17 protein-coding genes and 2 rRNA genes are annotated in these 18,736 nt (G+C 53.3%); 9 read left to right on the top strand and 10 right to left on the bottom strand.

All coding sequences use genetic code 11. From position 1 onward, the window contains the following. Window positions 1-58 precede the first annotated feature (58 nt). Entirely contained in the window at window positions 59-745 is a 687-nt protein-coding gene (ompL, locus tag ACOTXT_RS08210; protein WP_032637905.1) for a porin OmpL, read from the top strand. Between the two features lie 81 nt (window positions 746-826). On the opposite strand, the gene typA is transcribed toward ompL, so the two are convergent. Continuing rightward, the gene (gene typA / locus ACOTXT_RS08205; RefSeq protein ID WP_008501854.1) at window positions 827-2,650 is read right to left on the bottom strand and encodes a ribosome-dependent GTPase TypA; all 1,824 of its coding nucleotides are present in this window, start codon (window positions 2,648-2,650) and stop codon (window positions 827-829) included. A gap of 376 nt (window positions 2,651-3,026) precedes the next feature. Here typA and glnA point away from each other — a divergent pair, with 376 nt between their 5' ends. The 4 genes from glnA (at window position 3,027) to ACOTXT_RS08185 (ending at window position 7,301) form a co-directional block, all read left to right on the top strand. Then, window positions 3,027-4,436: a glutamate--ammonia ligase gene (gene glnA, locus ACOTXT_RS08200; protein ID WP_008501856.1), complete on the top strand. Its 1,410-nt coding sequence runs from the start codon at window positions 3,027-3,029 to the stop codon at window positions 4,434-4,436. 170 nt (window positions 4,437-4,606) lie between these two features. Then, window positions 4,607-5,656 (top strand): nitrogen regulation protein NR(II), encoded by a 1,050-nt coding sequence (gene glnL / locus ACOTXT_RS08195; RefSeq protein ID WP_008501857.1) that lies wholly within the window; start codon window positions 4,607-4,609, stop codon window positions 5,654-5,656. An 11-nt stretch (window positions 5,657-5,667) separates the two neighbouring features. Beyond that, on the top strand, window positions 5,668-7,080 hold the full coding sequence (gene glnG / locus ACOTXT_RS08190) for a nitrogen regulation protein NR(I) (RefSeq protein ID WP_008501858.1): 1,413 nt from the start codon (window positions 5,668-5,670) through the stop codon (window positions 7,078-7,080). A 110-nt stretch (window positions 7,081-7,190) separates the two neighbouring features. Beyond that, window positions 7,191-7,301, top strand: coding sequence for a YshB family small membrane protein (locus ACOTXT_RS08185; RefSeq protein ID WP_032622955.1), 111 nt, complete (start codon window positions 7,191-7,193; stop codon window positions 7,299-7,301). A 100-nt stretch (window positions 7,302-7,401) separates the two neighbouring features. Here the strand turns inward: ACOTXT_RS08185 and hemN are convergent, their stop codons facing one another. After that, window positions 7,402-8,775 (bottom strand): oxygen-independent coproporphyrinogen III oxidase, encoded by a 1,374-nt coding sequence (gene hemN / locus ACOTXT_RS08180; RefSeq protein WP_055322098.1) that lies wholly within the window; start codon window positions 8,773-8,775, stop codon window positions 7,402-7,404. A gap of 188 nt (window positions 8,776-8,963) precedes the next feature. After that, a complete protein-coding gene (yihI, locus tag ACOTXT_RS08175) occupies window positions 8,964-9,479 on the bottom strand; it encodes a Der GTPase-activating protein YihI (protein ID WP_008501860.1) in 516 nt (171 codons plus the stop codon). 580 nt (window positions 9,480-10,059) lie between these two features. Between yihI and yihA the strand changes: the two genes are divergently transcribed. Then, complete coding sequence (yihA, locus tag ACOTXT_RS08170; protein WP_008501861.1) at window positions 10,060-10,689, top strand: ribosome biogenesis GTP-binding protein YihA/YsxC; 630 nt, start codon at window positions 10,060-10,062, stop codon at window positions 10,687-10,689. A gap of 312 nt (window positions 10,690-11,001) precedes the next feature. Here yihA and polA read toward each other — a convergent pair whose 3' ends face one another. Next, complete coding sequence (gene polA / locus ACOTXT_RS08165) at window positions 11,002-13,794, bottom strand: DNA polymerase I (RefSeq protein ID WP_021242776.1); 2,793 nt, start codon at window positions 13,792-13,794, stop codon at window positions 11,002-11,004. A 334-nt stretch (window positions 13,795-14,128) separates the two neighbouring features. Continuing rightward, window positions 14,129-14,395: a hypothetical protein gene (locus ACOTXT_RS08160; protein WP_333165003.1), complete on the bottom strand. Its 267-nt coding sequence runs from the start codon at window positions 14,393-14,395 to the stop codon at window positions 14,129-14,131. On the opposite strand from ACOTXT_RS08160, the gene ACOTXT_RS08155 reads away from it, so the two are divergent. Beyond that, window positions 14,292-15,143, top strand: coding sequence for an acyltransferase (locus ACOTXT_RS08155; RefSeq protein WP_233396673.1), 852 nt, complete (start codon window positions 14,292-14,294; stop codon window positions 15,141-15,143). The genes ACOTXT_RS08160 and ACOTXT_RS08155 overlap by 104 nt on opposite strands. A 23-nt stretch (window positions 15,144-15,166) precedes the next feature. On the opposite strand, the gene dsbA is transcribed toward ACOTXT_RS08155, so the two are convergent. The 3 genes from dsbA to ACOTXT_RS08140 all read right to left on the bottom strand — a co-directional run bounded on the left by dsbA (window position 15,167) and on the right by ACOTXT_RS08140 (window position 17,148). Next, entirely contained in the window at window positions 15,167-15,790 is a 624-nt protein-coding gene (dsbA, locus tag ACOTXT_RS08150; RefSeq protein ID WP_008501864.1) for a thiol:disulfide interchange protein DsbA, read from the bottom strand. A gap of 26 nt (window positions 15,791-15,816) precedes the next feature. Continuing rightward, window positions 15,817-16,803: a serine/threonine protein kinase gene (locus ACOTXT_RS08145; protein ID WP_055322097.1), complete on the bottom strand. Its 987-nt coding sequence runs from the start codon at window positions 16,801-16,803 to the stop codon at window positions 15,817-15,819. A gap of 75 nt (window positions 16,804-16,878) precedes the next feature. Beyond that, window positions 16,879-17,148 (bottom strand): YihD family protein, encoded by a 270-nt coding sequence (locus tag ACOTXT_RS08140; RefSeq protein WP_008501866.1) that lies wholly within the window; start codon window positions 17,146-17,148, stop codon window positions 16,879-16,881. Window positions 17,149-17,216: 68 nt separating this feature from the next. On the opposite strand from ACOTXT_RS08140, the gene mobA reads away from it, so the two are divergent. Next, the gene (gene mobA / locus ACOTXT_RS08135) at window positions 17,217-17,801 is read left to right on the top strand and encodes a molybdenum cofactor guanylyltransferase MobA (protein WP_055322096.1); all 585 of its coding nucleotides are present in this window, start codon (window positions 17,217-17,219) and stop codon (window positions 17,799-17,801) included. Beyond that, on the top strand, window positions 17,798-18,301 hold the full coding sequence (gene mobB, locus ACOTXT_RS08130; RefSeq protein ID WP_055322095.1) for a molybdopterin-guanine dinucleotide biosynthesis protein MobB: 504 nt from the start codon (window positions 17,798-17,800) through the stop codon (window positions 18,299-18,301). Before mobA ends, mobB begins: the two co-directional genes overlap by 4 nt. Before the next feature lie 97 nt (window positions 18,302-18,398). On the opposite strand, the gene rrf is transcribed toward mobB, so the two are convergent. Together rrf and ACOTXT_RS08120 are read right to left on the bottom strand one after the other, a co-directional pair. Further along, a 5S ribosomal RNA gene (gene rrf / locus ACOTXT_RS08125) occupies window positions 18,399-18,514 on the bottom strand. Window positions 18,515-18,578: 64 nt separating this feature from the next. Continuing rightward, window positions 18,579-18,736, bottom strand: a 23S ribosomal RNA gene (locus ACOTXT_RS08120); the annotation flags it as partial.

Raw genomic sequence — 18,736 nt, 5'->3', positions numbered from 1 at the left:
TATGTCCTTCCTGTTTATCAGGAGGGAGGCCTTTCTGTACCTGATACATGGACAAATTATGAAAAGAATCATCACTGTACTGATCGTGTCGTCTGTGTCCTGCCCGGTATTTGCCGGGGCCTATGTCGAAACACGTGAAGCCTACAATACGGCCTCAGAGATGCACGAGGTGATCCTGCGTGCGGGCTATAACTTCGATATGGGCGCGGGACTGATGTTCACCAACGCCTATAACGTGGGTAAATGGGATGAACTTAAGCACAGCTATAACGAAATCGAGGGGTGGTATCCGCTCTTTAAGCCGACCGATAAACTCACCTTCCAGCCCGGCGGGTTGATTAACGACAGCAGCGCCGGTTCGGGTGGCGCGGTTTATTTAGATACCAACTACAAATTTACAGACTGGTTTAATCTGACGTTCCGCTATCGCTATAACCATAACAACTACGATACGCCGGACTATAACGGGCAGATGGATAAGAACGACACGCACGAATTTGCCAACTACTGGAATTTCAAAGTAACGGATGCATTTTTCTACACCTTTGAACCGCACTTTTTCCAGCGGGTGAATGACTACCACAGCAAAAATGGCAAAGACCATCACTGGGAAATTACCAATAAGTTTAGCTATAAGATCGACAGAAACTGGCTGCCGTACCTCGAACTGCAGTGGCTGGACAGATGGAATGATTACAACCGGGAGCAGTACCGGATCCGTTTAGGGCTACGGTATTCGTTCTAATAAAAAAAAGCCGCTGATCGCTCAGCGGCTTTTTCGTTGCCGGGTGGCGCATGCGCATACCCGGCCTACGGCATAACCGAATTACTCTTCTTTCGCACCGCGCATAGCACGTTTACGATCGTTCTCGGTCAGGTGACGTTTACGGATACGGATAGACAGCGGAGTCACTTCTACCAGTTCGTCGTCATCGATGAATTCCAGAGCCTGCTCCAGGGTCATCTTGATCGGTGGAACCAGAACCGTTGCTTCGTCAGTACCGGACGCACGCATGTTGGTCAGTTTCTTACCGGTCAGGCAGTTTACGGTCAGGTCGTTAGAACGGCTGTGAATACCGATGATCTGGCCTTCGTAAACTTCAGCACCGTGACCCAGGAACAGCTTACCGCGATCCTGGAGACCGAACAGCGCAAACGCAACCGCTTTACCCTGACCGTTGGAGATCAGTACGCCGTTGTTACGCTGGCCCACTTCGCCCGGACGCACGTCGTCGTAGTGGCTGAAGGTGGAGTACAGCAGACCGGTACCAGAGGTCATGGTCATGAACTCAGAACGGAAGCCGATCAGGCCACGGCTTGGGATCACGTAGTCGAGACGTACGCGGCCTTTGCCATCTGGATTCATGTTTTTCAGGTCGCCTTTACGCTCGCCCAGCGCCTGCATCACAGAACCCTGGTGCTGCTCTTCAACGTCCAGCGTCACGTTTTCGAACGGCTCTTGTTTACGGCCGTCGATTTCGCGGAAGATAACTTTCGGACGGGAAACCGCCATCTCGAAACCTTCACGACGCATGTTTTCGATCAGAACAGACAGGTGCAGCTCACCACGACCGGATACGCGGAAGGCATCAGCGTCTTCGGTTTCTTCAACGCGCAGCGCAACGTTGTGCACCAGCTCTTTGTTCAGGCGGTCAAGGATCTGACGAGAGGTAACGAACTTACCTTCTTTACCACAGAACGGAGAGGTGTTGACGTTGAAGAACATGGTAACGGTTGGTTCATCAACAGACAGGGCTGGCAGCGCTTCCACGTTCTGCGGGTCGCAGATGGTGTCAGAGATGTTCAGCTCGCCCAGACCGGTGATCGCGATGATGTCGCCCGCTTCAGCCAGATCGCTGTCGATACGCTCCAGACCCAGGTGAGTCAGCACTTTGCCAACTTTACCGTTGCGGGTTTTGCCTTCGCTATCGATGATAGTAACCTGCTGGTTTGGCTTCACTTTACCGCGTTTGATACGACCGATACCGATGACGCCAACGTAGTTGTTGTAGTCCAGCTGGGAGATCTGCATCTGCAGTGGACCATCCAGATCAACATCCGGTGCCGGTACGTGATCGACAATCGCCTGATACAGCGGGGTCATGTCTTCCGCCATATCTTCGTGGTCCAGACCCGCGATACCATTCAGCGCCGAAGCGTAAATGATAGGGAAGTCCAGCTGTTCGTCGGTCGCGTCGAGGTTAACGAACAGGTCGAATACCTGATCAACAACCCAGTCAGGACGTGCGCCAGGACGGTCAACCTTGTTGATAACAACAATTGGTTTCAGGCCATGGGCAAATGCTTTTTTGGTCACGAAGCGCGTTTGCGGCATTGGGCCGTCAAATGCGTCAACCACCAGCAGCACGGAATCCACCATGGACATCACGCGCTCAACTTCACCACCGAAGTCGGCGTGCCCTGGGGTATCAACGATGTTGATACGGTAGTCATTCCATTTAATAGCGGTGTTTTTCGCGAGGATAGTAATCCCACGCTCTTTCTCCAAATCGTTGGAGTCCATCACACGCTCTTGAGTTTCGGCACGTGCATCAAACGTACCGGATTGCTGCAGCAGCTTATCAACCAGGGTAGTTTTACCATGGTCAACGTGCGCGATGATGGCGATGTTACGCAAATTTTCGATCACAACTTTGCCTCAGGCATTAGAAATAGCGCGTTATTGTACACGGATTAATCGCACTACAAAACAGGATCACAAACATCCTCCGCAAACAAGTATCGCAGAGATGCTTTGTGATCGCTTTCACGGAGCGAAAAAGGGCACTTTAACGAAAATTGCACCAATATGGTGCTCGGTGTTCACACTGAAGCACTATACTGGTGCAACATTACCATTGTGGTGCAGCCCTTTTGCACTATGGTGCGCATGATAACGCCTTTTTGGGGTGTTTTAAAAGTTGGCACAGATTTCGCTTTATAAAAATTACATGGCAACAGCCAGTACAAACAGAAACTGAAGACCTCGTTACCACGACGACAATGACCAATCTGGAGAGTTAAGTATGTCCGCTGAACACGTTTTGACGATGCTGAACGAACATGAAGTGAAGTTTGTTGATCTCCGCTTCACCGACACCAAAGGTAAAGAACAGCACGTCACAATCCCTGCTCATCAGGTGAACGCCGAATTCTTTGAAGAAGGCAAAATGTTTGACGGCTCCTCCATTGGTGGCTGGAAAGGCATTAACGAATCCGACATGGTTCTGATGCCAGATGCAACCACTGCGGTCATTGATCCGTTCTTCGAAGAACCTACCCTGATCATCCGTTGCGACATCCTCGAGCCAGGCACGCTGCAGGGCTACGACCGCGACCCACGTTCTATCGCGAAACGCGCTGAAGAGTACCTGCGTTCTACCGGCATCGCGGACACCGTTCTGTTCGGGCCAGAGCCAGAGTTCTTCCTGTTCGATGACATCCGTTTTGGTGCCTCTATCTCTGGCTCCCACGTGGCTATCGACGACATCGAAGGCGCATGGAACTCCTCCACCAAATACGAAGGTGGTAACAAAGGTCACCGTCCAGGCGTGAAAGGCGGTTACTTCCCGGTTCCTCCGGTCGACTCTGCACAGGACATTCGTTCCACCATGTGTCTGGTGATGGAAGAGATGGGCCTGGTTGTTGAAGCGCACCACCACGAAGTGGCGACTGCGGGTCAGAACGAAGTGGCTACCCGCTTCAACACCATGACCAAAAAAGCGGACGAAATTCAGATCTACAAATACGTTGTGCACAACGTTGCGCACCGTTTCGGTAAAACCGCGACCTTCATGCCAAAACCAATGTTTGGCGACAACGGTTCCGGTATGCACTGCCACATGTCTCTGTCCAAGAACGGTACCAACCTGTTCTCTGGTGACAAATATGCCGGTCTGTCCGAGCAGGCGCTGTACTACATCGGCGGCGTAATCAAACACGCTAAAGCGATCAACGCCCTGGCGAACCCAACCACCAACTCCTACAAGCGTCTGGTCCCGGGCTACGAAGCGCCAGTGATGCTGGCCTACTCTGCGCGTAACCGTTCTGCTTCTATCCGTATCCCGGTGGTGGCGTCTCCTAAAGCGCGTCGTATCGAAGTTCGCTTCCCGGATCCAGCGGCTAACCCATACCTGTGCTTCGCAGCACTGCTGATGGCCGGTCTGGACGGTATCAAGAACAAGATCCACCCAGGCGAAGCGATGGACAAAAACCTGTACGACCTGCCGCCAGAAGAGGCGAAAGAGATCCCACAGGTTGCTGGCTCTCTGGAAGAAGCCCTACAGGCGCTGGACGCAGACCGCGAGTTCCTGACCGCAGGTGGCGTATTCACTGACGACGCTATCGATGCTTACATCGCCCTGCGTACTGAAGAGAACGACCGCGTGCGCATGACTCCGCATCCGGTTGAGTTCGAACTGTACTACAGCGTTTAATTAAGTTGTTTTACCCGGCGTGACAAGCGCCGGGAGTAGTTGCCGTGGAAACTTTTAGCCCATCTCCGGATGGGCTTTTTTCTCCACCAACAACCTGATCTCACGCGCTTTTGACGCCGAAAACGCTATACTGCACTAAATTAGTGCAAACGACTCCAGGAGACTGCTGAATGGCAACTGGCACGCTGCCCGATGCTGGGCAGATCCTCAATTCTTTGATTAACAGCATTTTGCTGGTGGATGACGAGCTGGCCGTTCATTACGCCAACCCGGCGGCACAGCAGCTGCTCGCCCAAAGCGCACGCAAACTGTTCGGCACCCCGCTTCCGGAACTTCTGAGCTATTTTTCGCTGAATATTGGCCTGATGCAGGAAAGTTTACAGGCGGGCCAGGGTTTCACCGATAACGAAGTGACGCTGGTGATCGACGGGCGCTCGCACATTCTGTCGCTGACCGCGCAACGTCTTCCCGAAGGCTTGATCCTGCTGGAAATGGCGCCGATGGATAATCAGCGTCGCCTGAGCCAGGAGCAGCTTCAGCATGCGCAGCAAATTGCCGCCCGAGACCTGGTGCGCGGCCTGGCGCATGAAATCAAAAACCCGTTGGGTGGGTTACGCGGCGCGGCGCAGCTTCTGACCAAGGCGCTGCCCGACCCTGCGCTGGCGGAGTATACCAACGTCATCATCGAGCAGGCGGACCGCCTGCGGAATCTGGTTGACCGTCTTCTCGGGCCACAGCAGCCGGGAATGCACGTCACAGAAAGCATCCATAAAGTGGCCGAGCGGGTGGTGAAGCTCGTCTCGATGGAGCTGCCAGAGAACGTCACGCTGGTGCGTGATTACGACCCAAGCCTGCCGGAACTGGCCCATGACCCGGATCAGATTGAGCAGGTCCTGTTGAACATTGTGCGCAATGCCCTGCAGGCGCTGGGACCGGAAGGGGGCGAGATTATTTTACGCACCCGTACCGCCTTCCAGCTCACGTTACACGGCGTGCGCTATCGGCTTGCGGCCCGTATCGACGTCGAGGATAACGGCCCCGGTATTCCATCGCATCTTCAGGACACTCTGTTCTACCCGATGGTCAGCGGCCGCGAAGGCGGAACCGGCCTGGGCTTATCCATTGCCCGCAGTTTGATCGACCAACACTCTGGAAAAATTGAATTTACCAGTTGGCCGGGACATACCGAGTTTTCGGTTTTCCTGCCGATTAAAAAATAAAGGTGACGTTTATGCAACGAGGGATAGTCTGGGTAGTCGATGACGATAGCTCCATCCGTTGGGTGCTTGAACGCGCGCTCACAGGGGCAGGATTAAGCTGCACGACGTTTGAGAGCGGCAGCGAAGTGCTCGACGCACTCACCACTAAAACGCCCGATGTTCTGCTGTCGGATATCCGTATGCCGGGCATGGACGGGCTGGCGCTGTTAAAGCAGATCAAACAACGCCACCCTATGCTTCCGGTCATCATAATGACGGCTCATTCCGATCTGGATGCCGCGGTGAGCGCTTACCAGCAAGGGGCATTCGATTATCTGCCCAAACCGTTTGATATCGACGAAGCGGTGGCGCTGGTTGAGCGCGCGATTAGCCATTACCAGGAGCAGCAACAGCCGCGCCACGCGCCCGATTTTGGGCCAACCACCGACATCATCGGCGAAGCGCCGGCGATGCAGGACGTGTTTCGCATTATTGGCCGTCTGTCCCGCTCGTCCATCAGCGTCTTAATTAACGGCGAATCGGGCACCGGTAAAGAGCTTGTGGCGCATGCGCTGCATCGCCACAGCCCGCGGGCAAAAGCGCCGTTTATCGCCCTGAATATGGCGGCGATCCCGAAGGACTTGATTGAATCCGAACTGTTCGGCCACGAAAAAGGGGCGTTTACCGGCGCAAATACCATTCGCCAGGGGCGCTTCGAACAGGCTGACGGCGGCACGCTGTTCCTGGATGAGATCGGCGATATGCCGCTGGACGTTCAGACCCGTCTGCTGCGCGTGCTGGCCGACGGGCAGTTTTATCGCGTGGGCGGTTATGCGCCGGTGAAGGTGGACGTGCGCATCATCGCCGCAACCCACCAGAACCTGGAGCAGCGCGTGCAGGAAGGCAAATTCCGGGAGGATTTATTCCATCGTCTGAACGTCATTCGCGTTCATCTGCCGCCGCTGCGTGAACGCCGGGAAGATATTCCCCGCCTGGCGCGTCATTTCCTGCAGGTGGCTGCCCGCGAGCTGGGTGTGGAAGCTAAGCAGCTTCATCCCGAAACCGATGCCGCTCTGACGCGTCTGGCGTGGCCAGGCAACGTGCGTCAGCTGGAAAACACCTGCCGCTGGTTAACCGTGATGGCTGCCGGTCAGGAAGTGCTGATTCAGGATTTACCGGCCGAGCTGTTTGAGGCGACCGCGCCGGAAAGCAGTAGCGGACACGCGCTGCCGGACAGCTGGGCGACGCTGCTGGCGCAGTGGGCTGACCGCGCGCTGCGTTCCGGTCATCAAAACCTGCTGTCAGAGGCTCAGCCTGAGATGGAGCGTACGCTGTTGACCACCGCGCTTCGTCATACCCAGGGTCATAAGCAGGAAGCCGCTCGCCTGTTAGGATGGGGACGCAATACCCTGACGCGCAAGCTGAAAGAGCTGGGAATGGAGTAATATCCGCGTTTGTGTAAAGGTTATTAATTGAGCGCAAATTGCCGTTATTTTGCGCTTTACTGTTCCGATGAGTTTTGTATGATCGTGCCCGGAAATTGGGGGTGAACATCATGCTGGAAACATTCGTGAATATGCTCTCTAGCGGAGCCGCTGAAAGCCACACGCCACAAACCGCCGTTGCGGCGGTGCTGTGTGCGGCGCTGGTTGGGCTGTTTAGCTAGCGAGTTGGCGATGAAAAGCCGGGTGGCGCTTCGCTTACCCGGCCTACATTTCGCACTTTTGTAGGCCGGGTAAGGCGAAGCCGCCACCCGGCATTGCAGTTTAAATCACCCGCGAGAACTGCTGCATACGCGCTTTCTGACGCAGATATGCGTCAAAGCACATGCAGATATTGCGGATCAACAGACGCCCTTTCGGCGTGACCTCAATCGCGCTCTCCGACACGTCCACCAGCCCGTCTTTCGCCAGCGGCGCCAGAAGCTTCAGATCTTCCGCGAAATAATCGCTGAAGTTCAGCGCCCACTGCGCTTCCACGTCGCTGAAATCGAGACGGAAGTTGCAGATAAGCGCCTTAATCACATCGCGACGGATGCAGTCGTCACGGGTTAATGCGATGCCGCGCCACAGCGCGTTGCCGGTCTCATCCACCTGCTGGTAATACAGCTTTAGCTCTTTCTGGTTCTGCGCGTAGCAGTCACCAATCATGCTGATGGCGGAGACGCCCATGCCGAGCAGATCGGTATCGCCCTGGGTCGTATAGCCCTGGAAGTTGCGGTGCAGTACCCCTTCGCGCTGAGCAACGGCCAGCTCGTCATCAGGACGGGCAAAGTGATCCATGCCGATAAACTGATAGCCGGTGTCGGTCAGCGAGGTGATGGTTTCCTGCAGGATATCCAGCTTCTGCTGGGCAGAAGGCAGATCGGCATCTTTGATTTTGCGCTGGGCGGCAAAGAGCGTCGGCAGATGCGCGTAGTTAAAGACGCTCAGGCGGTCCGGACTGAGTTCAGCCACGCGCTTCAGCGTAAAGGCGAAGCTTTCCGGCGTCTGCTTTGGCAGGCCGTAAATCAGGTCGATGTTGGTCGAGGTAAAGCCGATGTCACGTGCGTGGTTGAGTAAGGCGAAGATAAAGTCTTCGTCCTGCTCGCGGTTCACCAGACGCTGAACCTCTTTATTGAAGTCCTGCACGCCCATGCTCAGGCGGTTGAAGCCTTCTGCGCGTAAGTGATCCAGCACATCCAGCTCAATTTCGCGCGGATCGACTTCGATCGAGATTTCAGCGTCGTCGTTAAAACTGAAATTGCCGCGCAGCAGGGTCATCAGGCGGCTTATTTGCGCCTTATTCAGATAGGTTGGCGTACCGCCGCCCCAGTGAAGCTGGCTGACGTGACGGCCTTTAAACAGCGGCGCGCGATGCACAATTTCCTGTTCGAGCGCGTCAAGATACTGGTCGGCTTTATGCTGCTGGCGGGTCACGATTTTATTGCAGCCGCAGAAGTAGCAAAGCTTGTGGCAGAACGGAATATGGACGTAGAGCGACAGCGGACGCTCAGGATAGCGCGCGACAGCCTGCTGAAAATCCTCCTCGCCGAAGGCATCGGAGAACTCCAGCGCGGTGGGGTATGACGTATAACGCGGCCCGGAATAGTTATATTTCTGGATTAGGGCCAAATCCCAGTCGATAGTTGGTGCTGACATGCTCACTCCTTCCGTTGGTGTCGCGTTCGTATACGGCGGCCCGCTCTGACCCCATTGCGGGCCATCATTCGGGTGCGCAGCCACTTCTGTCGCCGCGACAACCGCCGTAGTTTAACGAATAACCACACCAGATAACATATAACCGGAAGGGTTATAAGCAGGACTATCGAGCCTGCCGGGTGCAAATGTTAGTTTCCACCCTTCAGAAGACGCATCATATCTTCCTGCTTTTCGTCTTCTTCTTCGTCGTCTTCGTCATCGTAAGACAGACCCAGCTTCTGCATCAGCTCGTCGATGCGATCCAGTTTGGCATCCACCCATGACTGCTCTTCAGCGGTCAGGGTTTCACCCTCTTCAAGACGTTCCAGCAGCGCGTCCAGGCGCTCATCGTTCTCCAGCAAATCCAGCTCAGCCTGCGGTGAAAGCATAGGTTTCTCGCTCTTTGGTTTGTGCTGCTTAGTGACCGGGGTGTCTGTCACGCCCAGTGGAATGGGAGTTTTACTGCCGATACGAGGATCTTTCTGCTGCTTGCTTTTTGCAGAAGCGCCCGCTGCACCACCACCGTTGGCACGGCTACCCGCAGCATGACCGCGATGTTTTTTGTCGCGTTTGCGGTCGCGCGCTTCCTGGTTCAGTTCTTCGCGCGTTTTGCGGCGTGCTTTTGCAGGGCGTTTCGCGCCCGCAGCGGAGGTTGGTTTTTTCATGATGTTTTATCTTTAAGTCGTTTTCTTCAGTATAGAATTGCGGCGAAATCTAGCAGAAAGCAAGCAAAGAAAAAAGGCGACAGAGCAATCTGTCGCCTTTTTTCCTGACTCACAACCCTTAGCGGGTCAGACATTCCATGTTTGCCAACAACAAACCCTGTTTATCCCTTGGCTAATACCGTCCGTGATACGGTTCCATTTCCTGTTAAAACGCCTCCAGGCGCTGGTCGTCCTGACAATCCTGCGTCTTCGCCTCCTGGCGCTCCTGACCCTTATCCTTAAGTCATCATCCTGTTGGCTTCCTCGCCTTGCCGCATACTTTACCGTGTTCGCTTAAACTAACAAGCAACGAAACGGTACAAAAACGGATTTTCAGATAATTACCTGGAAATAAGCTGATGATTTAAAACAGTTTGCCTTTTTCTTGCTCCTGCGATTTCTCTGAAATCTCCCATAGTACGTATAGCCAATCTCTCACAGCGGCCAGGGCTTAAGCCTACAGGCTGAGTGCAATGAAAAAAGTCTTTTGCCCGCATTCAGGTATAATCCCCCTCAGATTACGATTTTTGGAGACGACCACGTGACTACCTGGAACTACCAACAGACGCATTTTGTCACCAGTGCGCCCGATATTCGCCACCTCCCCTCTGATACCGGTATTGAAGTGGCCTTTGCTGGCCGCTCTAATGCGGGGAAATCCAGCGCCCTGAATACGCTGACCAATCAGAAGAACCTGGCGCGTACCTCAAAAACACCTGGCCGTACCCAGCTGATCAACCTGTTTGAAGTCGCAGAGGGCAAACGCCTGGTCGACTTACCGGGGTACGGTTATGCGCAGGTACCCGAAGAGATGAAAATCAAATGGCAGCGTGCGCTGGGTGAATACCTCGAAAAACGCATGTGCCTGAAAGGTCTGGTGGTATTGATGGATATTCGCCACCCGCTGAAAGATCTCGATCAGCAGATGATCGACTGGGCGGTGGCAAGCGATATCGCCGTGCTGGTGCTGCTGACGAAAGCCGATAAGCTGGCAAGCGGCGCGCGTAAAGCGCAGGTGAATATGGTTCGCGAAGCGGTGCTGGCGTTCAACGGCGATGTGCAGGTTGAGCCGTTCTCCTCGCTGAAAAAGCAGGGCGTGGACAAGCTGCGTCAGAAGCTCGACACCTGGTTTAGCGAGCTGGAACCCGCGACGGAAGCGGAAGAAGAGTGATACCGAGCGCGGCAATGGCCGCGCTTTTTTTTGCCGGAACATTTCTTTGCCGCAATAAAAAACGCCCCAGTCATTACTGACTGGGGCGGCTAAAATATTCAGCCAAATCCGATTACGTGAAGTAAAAGGTCTGAAAGATAGAACATCTTACCTCTGTACCCTACGCCGATAACTCTACCCCTTTTTGTGTTGCAGAAAAAGCACTTTTTGTAGTTTTTTTTCATTCTTTACATAGGGAATTCTAATGATCGTCACAAAACGCGCGTTGCCATGTTGCAAACTTACATAAAAAGCGCGTTATGCGAAGAACCCTTAGTGAGCCTGATCCCAGTTTTCACCACTTCCCACTTCCACCAGCAACGGCACGTCCAGCGTCATGCTGCTTTCCATCAGTTCGTGGATCTTCTTCGACACGGCGTCGAGGTCGTCCTTGTGCACTTCAAATACCAGTTCATCGTGTACCTGCATGATCATTTTCACACGCGGTTTCTCTTTCTCGAGCCAGGCATCCACGGCGATCATTGCACGCTTAATAATGTCCGCCGCGGTCCCCTGCATCGGGGCGTTGATCGCGGCACGCTCTGCGCCCGCGCGGCGCGCCGCGTTGCTGGATTTGATGTCCGGTAAGTAGAGACGGCGGCCATCCAGGGTTTCAACGTAACCTTTCTCTTTCGCCTGCGCGCGGGTACGTTCCATATATTCCAGCACGCCCGGGTAGCGTTCGAAGTAGAGATCCATATACTTCTGCGACTCTTTACGCGGAATATTGAGCTGGCGTGAAAGGCCGAACGCGCTCATGCCGTAGATCAGACCGAAGTTGATCGCTTTAGCGCTGCGGCGCTGTTCGTTGGTCACGCTGTCCAGCGGCAAGCCGAAGACTTCCGCCGCGGTTGCCCGGTGGATATCCTTCCCTTCGGCAAACGCGGTCAGCAGGCCTTTGTCGCGGGACAGATGCGCCATAATGCGCAGCTCAATTTGCGAGTAGTCAGCAGAGACAATCAGATAATCCTCTGGTGCGATGAAAGCCTGGCGAATACGGCGGCCCTCTTCGTTACGTACCGGGATGTTCTGCAGGTTGGGATCGGTTGACGAGAGACGACCGGTCGCCGCGACAGCCTGATGATATGAGGTGTGCACGCGGCCCGTTTTCGGGTTGATCATCAGCGGAAGCTTATCAGTGTAGGTAGACTTCAGCTTCGCGAGACCACGGTACTGCAGAATCACTTTTGGCAGCGGGTAGTCCAGCGCCAGCTCTTCCAGCACCTCTTCAGAGGTTGAAGGCGCACCGCCAGGGGTTTTCTTCAGCGGCTTGATGCCCTGCTTTTCAAACAAAATGGTTTGCAGCTGCTTCGGTGAAGAGAGGTTAAACGGCTCGCCTGCAAGCTCATGCGCTTTTTGCTCCAGCTCGGTCAGGCGCTGCGCCAGCTCCCCGGAGTGATTATGCAGCACCGTTGGATCGATTTTCACGCCGTTGCGTTCAATGCGGGACAGCACGGGTACCAGCGGCATCTCAATATGCTGGAACACATTCAGCGGACCTTCGTGCTTTTGCAGTTTTGGCCACATCTTCAGGTGCAGCTGCAGCGTAACGTCAGCGTCTTCCGCCGCGTAGCGTCCTGCCTCTTCGAGAGCAATCTGGTTAAAGGTGAGCTGATTTTTCCCTTTGCCGGCAATCTCTTCGAAGGTGATGGTTTTGTGCTTGAGCCAGCGGTCAGATAAGGAATCCATATCATGGCGGCCCGCGACGCTGTCCAGAATGTAAGATTCAAGCATGGTGTCGAAGGCGATCCCGCGCAGTTCAATGCCGTAGTTTTGCAGAATGCCGCGGTCGTACTTGAGGTTTTGCCCAACCTTAAGCGCCTTTTCATCTTCCAGAATCGGCTTCAGCAGTTCAAGCACGCGTTCACGGGAGATCTGTTCCGGCGCATCCAGGTAATCGTGCGCCACGGGAACATAGGCCGCATGACCTGGCTCTGTCGCAAATGACAGGCCTACCATATTGGCAGAGATGTTATCGAGACTGTCCGTTTCGGTGTCAAAGGCAAAGACCGGCGCCTTTTTCAGTTTCTCGATCCAGGCAATGAGCTGTGACTCTTCAAGAAGGGTTTCATAATTGTCGAAGGAAAGCGCCACGGCTTCTTCTTCCGCCTGCTCTTCTGCATCAACGACAATCGTCTCCTTCGGCTTTGTGGAAGGTTTTGCCCCTTTTGCCTGCAGCCATTTACCGGCTTCCACGTCAGTGGTCCAGCGCTTAAATTCGTATTTCTTAAACAGGCTTAGAAGCTCGTCCGCAGAAGGCTGCTGCACTTCCAGCTGTTCACAGCCCAGTTCGAGCTCGACATCGGTTTTGATTGTGGCCAGCTTATAAGAGAGATAAGCCACCTCTTTGTTCTCTTCCAGCTTCCCAGCCATGGTTTTGGCGCCACGGAAGGAGAGACTGGCGATTTTGTCTGATTCCGCGTAGAGCGTATCCAGCCCGCCCAGCCCCTGAAGCAGCGCCTGCGCGGTTTTCTCACCGACGCCAGGGACACCAGGAATGTTATCCGAGGAGTCGCCCATCAACGCGAGGAAGTCGATAATCAGCTCTGGCGGCACGCCATACTTTGCGACCACCTCTTCCGGCCCAAGAATGGTGTTGGTCATGGTGTTAATCAGGGTAATCCCTGGCGTCACCAGCTGCGCCATATCTTTATCACCGGTGCTAATCAGTACCGGACGACCCATCTTTTCGGCTTCACGCGCCAGCGTACCGATGACGTCATCCGCTTCAACCCCAGAAACGGCCAGCAGCGGCAGACCCATCGCTTTCACCATCGCATGCAGCGGCTCTATCTGCGCACGCAGATCGTCAGGCATTGGCGGACGGTGGGATTTGTAATGTTCAAACAACTCGTCGCGGAACGTTTTGCCTTTCGCATCAAACACGACGGCCGCATGGGTTGGCTGATACTGAAGGATCAGGCTGCGCAGCATATTCAGCACGCCATACATTGCGCCGGTAGGTTCCCCTGCGCTGTTGGTCAGAGGAGGAAACGCATGGTACGCCCGATACAGGTAAGAAGAGCCATCGACGAGAATAAGAGGGTTTTCTGGGATCTGAACCATAATGTCCGTGCCTTTAATCAATTTATGCGTAAAGGATGCCACAGAAGGATGAAAACATCAGTTATTCAGGCCCGATACAGGAAAAGATTTTGCGATCGTGAGGATCGCTCGTAAAAATCAAACTGTGGATAAGTTTGTGAGTATTTTCACTTCACATGAATAACAGACGTAAAAAATACATATAAGGCAATATTTAGATCTTAATTATCAGATTGTTATGTTATGAGATCGCCTCTATATGGCCAACTGATGACAATTTAGTCTATGTGGATATAAGCCTTGATTTACGCAGAACAACAGCGAAATCTTCTGCGCCGGGGTAAAAGCCGCCAATTCACCCTGTGAAAGCGCCATTCATTTGTCTGTTTTCTGGTAAAATCAGCGCCCAGCGTCGACTATCCGGTCGCTCACTTACAGCTAACCACCTGAAAAAGCTCATCATGTCGAGATTGCTCGCTGCAATAACATTACTGCTAAGCATCATTTTAACTATCCTGGTGACGATCGCCTGTTCCGTACCGATCATTCTCGCCGGGATCATTAAACTGCTGCTGCCTGTACCCGTGGTGTGGCGAGCCGTGTCCGCATTTTGTAATTTCATGATGTATTGCTGGTGCGAAGGACTGGCGATCCTGTTGCGCCTTAACCCGCACCTGAAGTGGGATGTCAAAGGGCTGGAGAACCTTAACAAAAAGAACTGGTACCTGCTGATCTGCAATCACCACAGCTGGGCGGACATCGTGGTGTTATGCGTTCTTTTTCGCAAACACATCCCGATGAACAAATATTTCCTGAAACAGCAGCTCGCCTGGGTGCCTTTTATCGGGCTGGCCTGCTGGGCGCTCGATATGCCGTTTATGAAACGCTATTCGCGCAGCTATTTGATTCGTCATCCGGAACGTCGCGGTAAGGATGTGGAGACCACGCGCCGCTCCTGTGAAAAGTTTCGTGCGCATCCAACGACCATCGTGAACTTTGTTGAAGGCTCCCGGTTTACGGAAGAGAAGCGCCAGCAAACGCGCTCTCCGTATCAGCATCTATTGCCGCCAAAGGCAGCGGGGATTGCGATGGCGCTTAACGTGCTGGGAGCACAGTTCGATAAACTTCTTAACGTCACGCTCTGCTATCCGGAAAACGATAAGACGCCGTTCTTCGATATGCTCAGCGGCAAACTGACGCGTATTGTCGTGCACGTCGACCTGGTCCCGATTGACGCTGAACTGCACGGTGATTACGTAAACGATAAGAACTTCAAACGTCGTTTCCAGCAGTGGCTTAATACGCTCTGGAAAGAGAAAGACGAACAGATAGACAAGATAAAATCTTCATACAAAAACGCCGGTCAGTGACCGGCGTTTTTACATTAACGAAATTACTTCTTCTCAACCAGGTATTTCACGGTATCTGCATACTGCTGTACGAAAATATCCATGCTGCTGGTGTCCATGCCCTGCATGTTCAGCTGATATTTGCCGTTAACAAACATCGCCGGAACGCCCTGAAGCTGGAGGTCAGCAGCCGCTTTTTCCTGCTGGGCAACCAGTGATTTCACCACGAAGCTGTTCCATGCGGCATCGTACTCTTCACCTTTCACGCCGGCATCAACGAACACTTTACGGATATCCGCAGTGGTCTGAACGGTCTGGGTTTTCTGTACGGCTTCAAACATTGGCGAAGTGATCTTATCTTCTACGCCCAGTGCCATCGCCACCGCCCATGCCTGAGTCAGGTCTTTACCCAATGGGCCCAGGAACTCGACGTGGTACTTGGTCATTTTTGTGCCTTCCGGCAGCTTTTTCTTCACGTTGTCAGAGACATGCAACACCTGCTCGAACTGGTAACAGTGTGGGCAATAGAACGAGAAGAACTCCAGTACCTGTGGCTCGCCAGCGACCGGCTTCTCCAGCGTGATGTACTGTTTGCCGTCGGTAAACTGTGCAGCAGAAGCGCTAAATGCCAGAATCATACCTGCCAGCGCCAGCCAAATTTTTTTCATGATTAACTCTCTCCTGGGTGTGTCCATTAATACATCGGCGTTAATTGCAGAGGGGGCTCCTGAAGAACCTTAACCTGCTCAGTAAATGTAGATATCTGGCTACGCCAGTAATCCTCTCCGGTAAGCCACGGGAAATTACGAGGAAATGCCGGATCGTCCCAACGCCTGATTAACCATGCGAGATAATAAACAAAACGCATCGCACGTAAAGGCTCAATCAGGGCAATTTCGTCTGAATTAAACGGGCTAAATTCTTCATAAGCTTCAATAATGGTTTCAAGCTGCATGCGTTGCTCGGCTTTGTCGCCATTCAGCAGCATCCACAGGTCCTGAACCGCTGGCCCCATACGCGCATCATCGAGATCGACAAACAGCGGGCCGTCACGCCAGAGAATATTCCCGGCGTGACAATCGCCATGCAGGCGCAGGACGGAAATATCATCACGCCAGCAGGTTTTCACTGCAGCAATAAGCTTATCGGTGGCGTTGAGGAAATCATCCTTTAGCGCTGCGGGGATCATTGCAGACGTTTCGAATATTGTGCGCGGTTCAAGAAGGTATTCCTGAATCCCCATAGTCGGGCGGGCAATAAAGGCTTTTTTGCGTCCCGTCTGGTGTATACGCCCAAGATAGCGGGCAACCCACTCCATCTGATCGATATTATCCGCTTCAAACTGACGGCCACCCAGACTTGGGAATACTGCGTAGTAATACCCTTCGTGCGTAAGGAGCGTTTGGTTATTGAATTTCAGCGGTGCGGCAACGGGGACATCGTCATCCAGCAGATCGTGAGCGAACTGATGCTCTTCCTGAATTTGTTCAGCGGACCAGCGTTCAGGACGATAGAATTTTACGACATAGCGCTGACGATCCTCGTCCTGAAATTGATAGACGCGGTTTTCGTAGCTGTTTAACGGTGTTAGCCCGGAATCCACCCGAATATCCTGTTCAAACAGGGCATCCATAATGGTGTCCGGGTGTAATGTCTGGAAAGTAAAAGCCTGGTCGTTCATCCGATCATCCGGAAATTATACGAATGATTCAGGATATCATCTTGTGGCGATTTCGGTGCCGCCGCTTACAAGCTTTTACTCTTTAATTACGCCTCGGGCGCGCAGCAATGCAGTCTTAAAATCTTCCTCATAATCTTTCTGAATACCAGGAATAACAGCATCTTTGGCAGAGTCGCGCATTTTAAGGTGGTAGATCAGGATGTCGTCAGAAAGGTCTGCCAGATCGCCGTCAAAACCTGACTCTTTTGCCAGTTTCTGTAAAAATTGCATCAGATTGAGCTCTGGCTCTTTTTGCCAGGCGGGCTGGAGGAGTTCAATAACTTCATTCAGACGTTTACATTTCATGGTGGTGCTCCTTTCATTTAGAGTGACACGTTAGCAGGGTCAATCCCACAATAAAAGAGGCGATATTCGTGAATGTTAGCCAGGAAATCATCGGGGTCGTTCTGGCAGGCGGCAGAGCAACGCGAATGGGCGGAAAAGATAAGGGGCTTCAGCTTCTTAATGGAAAATCCTTGTGGCAGCATGTCGCCGATACGCTCGCAGGTCAGGTGACGACTATAGCCATCAGCGCTAACCGGCATATCGACACTTACCGGCGCAGCGGCTACGCCGTTTATCAGGATAGCCTTGAGAATTACCCGGGCCCGCTTGCCGGTATGCTTTCGGTCATGCAACAGTCGCAGGGTGAGTGGTTTATCTTCTGCCCCTGCGATACCCCGTTTATTCCGTCCTGTCTTGTCGAGCGTCTGTTCCTGCTTCGTGGTACAGCGCCTGTGGTTTGGGTGCATGACGGCGAACGTGACCATCCTGCTGTCGCGTTGATGCATCGATCGCTAGCGCCTGCTCTGCAGGCCTACCTGGCCGCGGGAGAGCGCAGAGTGATGGTCTTTATGCGTGAGTCTGGCGGCCATTCCGTTGATTTTAGCGATGTGAAATCAGCGTTTGTGAACGTAAATACGAGTGAAGATTTGCAGATGATGCAGGAGAAAAGATGATACCTGTTGTAGCCATTTCCGCCTGGAGTGGGACCGGGAAAACCACGCTGTTGAAAAAGCTCACTCCTGCGCTTTGTGCCAGAGGGCTTCGCCCTGGTTTGATTAAGCATAGTCATCACAACATGGACATTGATACGCCCGGAAAAGACAGCTATGAGCTGCGTAAGGCCGGAGCAGCACAAACGATGGTAGCAAGTCCTCAGCGCTGGGCGTTAATGACAGAAACGCCGGATGAGGCGCCGCTGAATCTCGCTTATCTCGTTAGCCGGATGGATCACTCCACGCTGGATCTGGTGCTGGTTGAGGGATTTAAGCATGAGGCCGTGCCTAAGATCCTACTTTTCAGAAGCGATGCCGGGCATGATTTGAGCGAGTTAACGCTGGATGAGCATGTGATTGCGGTGGCCAGCGATGTGGCAGTGGAACTTGAGGTTCCGGTGCTGGATTTAAATGATGTGGACGGGATTGCGCAGTTTATTGTGGCGTGGAGTGCGGTCTGACTTGCCGGGTGGCGGCTTTGCCTTACCCGGCCTACCGTTTTTTGGCGCAGAAACGCAAAAAGGCCATCCTTTCGGATGGCCTCTTCACTTGTTTGATGCCTGGCAGTTCCCTACTCTCACATGGGGAGACCCCACACTACCATCGGCGCTACGGCGTTTCACTTCTGAGTTCGGCATGGGGTCAGGTGGGACCACCGCGCTAAAGCCGCCAGGCAAATTCTGTTAATCTGTATCAGGCTGAAAATCTGTCTCTTCGCCAAAACATCTTCGGCGTTGTAAGGTTAAGCCTCACGGTTCATTAGTATCGGTTAGCTCAACGCATCGCTGCGCTTACACACCCGACCTATCAACGTCGTCGTCTTCAACGTTCCTTCAGGAGACTTAAAGTCTCAGGGAGAACTCATCTCGGGGCAAGTTTCGTGCTTAGATGCTTTC

The sequence above is a fragment of the Enterobacter cloacae complex sp. IR5422 genome, from assembly GCF_049238165.1.
GTDB classification, from domain to species: Bacteria; Pseudomonadota; Gammaproteobacteria; order Enterobacterales; family Enterobacteriaceae; genus Enterobacter; species Enterobacter roggenkampii.
Note: the sequence above shows the minus strand (reverse complement) of the source record. Positions and strands in the feature narration are given on the sequence as shown.

What these genes read in the sequence shown, in the direction of transcription:
- ompL (WP_032637905.1), top strand. Translation starts at nt 59, where the DNA reads ATGAAAAGAATCATCACTGTACTGATCGTGTCGTCTGTGTCCTGCCCG.
- glnA (WP_008501856.1), top strand. Translation starts at nt 3,027, where the DNA reads ATGTCCGCTGAACACGTTTTGACGATGCTGAACGAACATGAAGTGAAG.
- glnL (WP_008501857.1), top strand. Translation starts at nt 4,607, where the DNA reads ATGGCAACTGGCACGCTGCCCGATGCTGGGCAGATCCTCAATTCTTTG.
- glnG (WP_008501858.1), top strand. Translation starts at nt 5,668, where the DNA reads ATGCAACGAGGGATAGTCTGGGTAGTCGATGACGATAGCTCCATCCGT.
- ACOTXT_RS08185 (WP_032622955.1), top strand. Translation starts at nt 7,191, where the DNA reads ATGCTGGAAACATTCGTGAATATGCTCTCTAGCGGAGCCGCTGAAAGC.
- hemN (WP_055322098.1), bottom strand. Translation starts at nt 8,775, where the DNA reads ATGTCAGCACCAACTATCGACTGGGATTTGGCCCTAATCCAGAAATAT.
- yihI (WP_008501860.1), bottom strand. Translation starts at nt 9,479, where the DNA reads ATGAAAAAACCAACCTCCGCTGCGGGCGCGAAACGCCCTGCAAAAGCA.
- polA (WP_021242776.1), bottom strand. Translation starts at nt 13,794, where the DNA reads ATGGTTCAGATCCCAGAAAACCCTCTTATTCTCGTCGATGGCTCTTCT.
- ACOTXT_RS08160 (WP_333165003.1), bottom strand. Translation starts at nt 14,395, where the DNA reads ATGAAATTACAAAATGCGGACACGGCTCGCCACACCACGGGTACAGGC.
- dsbA (WP_008501864.1), bottom strand. Translation starts at nt 15,790, where the DNA reads ATGAAAAAAATTTGGCTGGCGCTGGCAGGTATGATTCTGGCATTTAGC.
- ACOTXT_RS08145 (WP_055322097.1), bottom strand. Translation starts at nt 16,803, where the DNA reads ATGAACGACCAGGCTTTTACTTTCCAGACATTACACCCGGACACCATT.
- ACOTXT_RS08140 (WP_008501866.1), bottom strand. Translation starts at nt 17,148, where the DNA reads ATGAAATGTAAACGTCTGAATGAAGTTATTGAACTCCTCCAGCCCGCC.
- mobB (WP_055322095.1), top strand. Translation starts at nt 17,798, where the DNA reads ATGATACCTGTTGTAGCCATTTCCGCCTGGAGTGGGACCGGGAAAACC.